This window comes from Corallococcus llansteffanensis (assembly GCF_003612055.1).
Lineage (GTDB): Bacteria > Myxococcota > Myxococcia > Myxococcales > Myxococcaceae > Corallococcus > Corallococcus llansteffanensis.
Map to the genome: position 1 here is coordinate 1 of NZ_RAWB01000813.1, position 3,345 is coordinate 3,345.

2 protein-coding genes are annotated in these 3,345 nt (G+C 65.3%); one reads left to right on the plus strand and one right to left on the minus strand.

Annotated features, from left to right (window positions below):
- Positions 1-68 precede the first annotated feature (68 nt).
- Positions 69-1,589: an Hsp70 family protein gene (locus D7V93_RS40580; RefSeq protein ID WP_120648365.1), complete on the plus strand. Its 1,521-nt coding sequence runs from the start codon at positions 69-71 to the stop codon at positions 1,587-1,589.
- A gap of 87 nt (positions 1,590-1,676) precedes the next feature.
- Here D7V93_RS40580 and clpX read toward each other — a convergent pair whose 3' ends face one another.
- Entirely contained in the window at positions 1,677-2,954 is a 1,278-nt protein-coding gene (gene clpX, locus D7V93_RS40585; RefSeq protein ID WP_120527291.1) for an ATP-dependent Clp protease ATP-binding subunit ClpX, read from the minus strand.
- Positions 2,955-3,345: the final 391 nt, after the last annotated feature.

Genomic DNA, 3,345 nt, shown 5'->3' on the forward strand with positions numbered 1-3,345 from the left:
CCCGGGACGGGTGAGATACGGTCCCGCCTGCTTCTCCTCGGAAAAAGCCCACCCGGAGCCCACACGCGATGCACAAGGAGCCCATCATCGGCATCGACCTCGGCACGACGAACTCGTGCGCGGCGATCGTCGAGGACAGCGGGAACGTCAAGCTCATCCCCTACAAGGGCGGCGAGTACACCATCCCCTCCATCTTCGCCATTGACGACAAGGGCAACGAGCTCATCGGCTTCGAGGCGAAGCGTCAGTGGCAGCTCAACCCGCGCAACACCGTCTACGGTGCCAAGCGCCTGGTGGGGCGTGCCTTCGGCAGCGATGTCGTCGACACGATGAAGAAGGTCGTGGCGTACAACATGCGCCCCGGCGCGAAGAACGAAGTCACCCTGGACGTGGGCAAGAAGGAGTTCACCCTCCAGGAGATCAGCGCCAAGATTCTGGGGAAGATCCGCGAGGTCGCCTCCAACTACCTGAAGATGCCCATCAAGCGGGCGGTGGTGACGGTGCCCGCCTACTTCAACGACCGGCAGCGCCAGTCGGTGAAGGACGCCGGGAAGCTCATCGACCTGGAGGTGGTGCGCATCATCAACGAGCCCACCGCGGCGGCGCTCGCCTACGGCGTGGGCAAGGGGCTGGCGGAGAAGGTCGTCATCTACGACCTGGGCGGCGGCACCTTCGACGTCTCCATCATTGAAATCCGCGACCGCGTCTTCGAGGTGAAGTCCACCGGCGGCGACGTGTTCCTGGGCGGCATCGACTTCGACAACGCCATCATCCACCACGTCCTCAAGGACTTCGCGGCCAAGACGGGCATCGACCTGGCCACGGACCCGGTGGCCATGCAGCGCATCAAGGACCTGGCCGAGCGCACGAAGATCGACCTGTCCGCGCGCGAGGAAGTCCCCTTCAACATCCCCTTCATCACGATGACGGCGCAGGGCCAGCCCCTGAACATCGAGATGAAGTTCACGCGCAAGATGCTGGAGCAGCTGACCAACCAGCTCGTGGACCGCACCCTGCAGATGGTGGCGCGCGTGCTGGTGGACTCCGGCCTGTCCACCAAGGACATCGACGAGGTCATGCTCGTGGGCGGCCAGACGCGCATGCCCATCGTGCAGGACCGGCTCACGAAGTTCTTCGGCAAGCCGCCCAGCAAGGGCGTCCACCCGGACGAGGCCGTCGCCATTGGCGCCGCGCTCTACGCGCACTCGCTCCAGGACGACACCAACCTGCGCATCCAGTTGCTGGACGTGATTCCCATGGCCATCGGCCTGGAGCGCGGCGACGGCGGCTTCCACGTCGTGTTCCCGCGCAACGCGTCCATCCCCAACGCGAAGCAGCTCCTGGCCACCACGAGCGTGGACAACCAGACGGAGCTGGCCATGCGCATCTACCAGGGCGACCACGACGCGGTGGCGCGCAATGATCTGCTGGGCGAGTTCACCTTCTCCGGCATCCCGCCGTCCAAGGCTGGCACGGTGAACGTGGAGATCATCTTCGACGTGAACGTGGAGGGCATCCTCACCATGAAGGCGAAGGATCCCATCAGCGGCCGCGAGATGAAGACCACGGTGCGCGTCACGCAAAGCTGAAGGCGCGGGGCGCTGAAAACACCACGGCGCCCCTGCCTGGGAAGGCGGGGACGCCGGGTGGGAAGCAACCGACCGCCGAGGGAAACCTCAGGCGGTCTTCTTTTCCTTCTCCATGACGATCTGCGGAGGCTCGTGCTTGGTGATCACCTGTTCGGTGATCTTGCACTCCTTGACTCCCTCGCGGAACGGCACGTCGTACATGATCTCCAGCATCGCGTCCTCCATGATGGCGCGCAGGCCGCGCGCTCCGGAGTGACGGCGCATCGCCTCGCGGGCGATGGCGCGCAGCGCCTCCTTCGTGAAGGACAGCTTCACCTTCTCGATCTCGAACATCTTCTGGTACTGCTTCACCAGGGCGTTCTTCGGGATCGTGAGGATGGTGACGAGGTCATCCTCCTTCAGGTCGTTGAGCGTGGCGATCATCGGCAGACGGCCGATGAACTCCGGGATCATCCCGAACTTCATCAGGTCTTCCGGCTCCGTCATCGCCAGCAGCTCACCCACGCTGCGCTCTTCCTTGTGGGTGATCTTCGCGCCGAAGCCCAGGCCCTTCTCACCCACGCGGCGCTTGATCACGCCGTCGATGCCGTGGAAGGCACCGCCGCAGATGAAGAGGATGTTGGTCGTGTCGACCTGGACGTACTCCTGCTGGTTGTACTTCTTGCCGCCGCGCGGCGTGACGTTGGCGCGGGTGCCTTCGATGATCTTGAGGAGCGCCTGCTGCACGCCCTCGCCGCCCACATCGCGGGTGGCGCTGGGCATGTCACCCTTGCGCGCGATCTTGTCGATCTCGTCGATGTAGACGATGCCGCGCGCCGCCTTCTCCACGTCGTAGTCGGCGTTGTGGAGGAGGTTCTGGATGATGTTCTCCACGTCCTCGCCCACGTAGCCGGCCTCGGTGAGGCTGGTGGCATCCGCGATGGTGAAGGGGACGTTGAGGAAGCGCGCCAGGGACTGGGCGAGCAGCGTCTTGCCGGAGCCGGTGGGGCCGATGAGCAGGATGTTGCTCTTCTGCAGCTCCACGTCCTCGCCGCCGGGACTCTTCACGCCGGGGCGCGGCCGGGCGGCCGGCTTCTTCTGGTAGATGCGCTTGTAGTGGTTGTAGACCGCGACCGAGAGGACCTTCTTCGCCTGGTCCTGACCGATGACGTAGTCGTCGAGGAACGCCTTGATCTCCAGCGGCGTGGGCAGGCTGACCTGAGGCTTGCCCTCCTCGCGTTCGTTCTCGTCCGCGATGATGTCGTTACACAGCTTGATGCACTCGTCGCAGATGTAGACCGTGGGCCCGGCAATCAGCTTGCGGACCTCACGCTGCGACTTGCCGCAGAACGAGCAGGACAGGTTGACGTGGTGCTCCTTCTTCACTGCCGCCTCCGAGTTCGCCAGGCCCCGGTGCGCCCGAGGCCTTCTCCGCCGACCACCGCACTCCAACACCCTCGAAACCGCCCACGTCTCAGACGGCTCCAGACCCACCTGCTACAGGCCCTGTACCCACTATAGGGCCCTCCCCCCCGGGCAGGAAGCCCGACGGCGGGGGCCCCGTCGCGGAGCGTTCAGCCCCGGTCAACGGGTTGGGTTGGCGTTGGATAACAGCGAGTCAGGCGTCCGTCACGCTCGACGCGATCTCTTCGACATCGTCCGCCAGGGCGGCCGCCCGCTCAGCGACGGCGTTCGGGACCCGACGGCTTCCCGCCAGCTCGGAGGCGAGCTTTCGCGCCAGCTGCGCCAGTTTCCGCACCTGGAGGCTCTCCGGGGG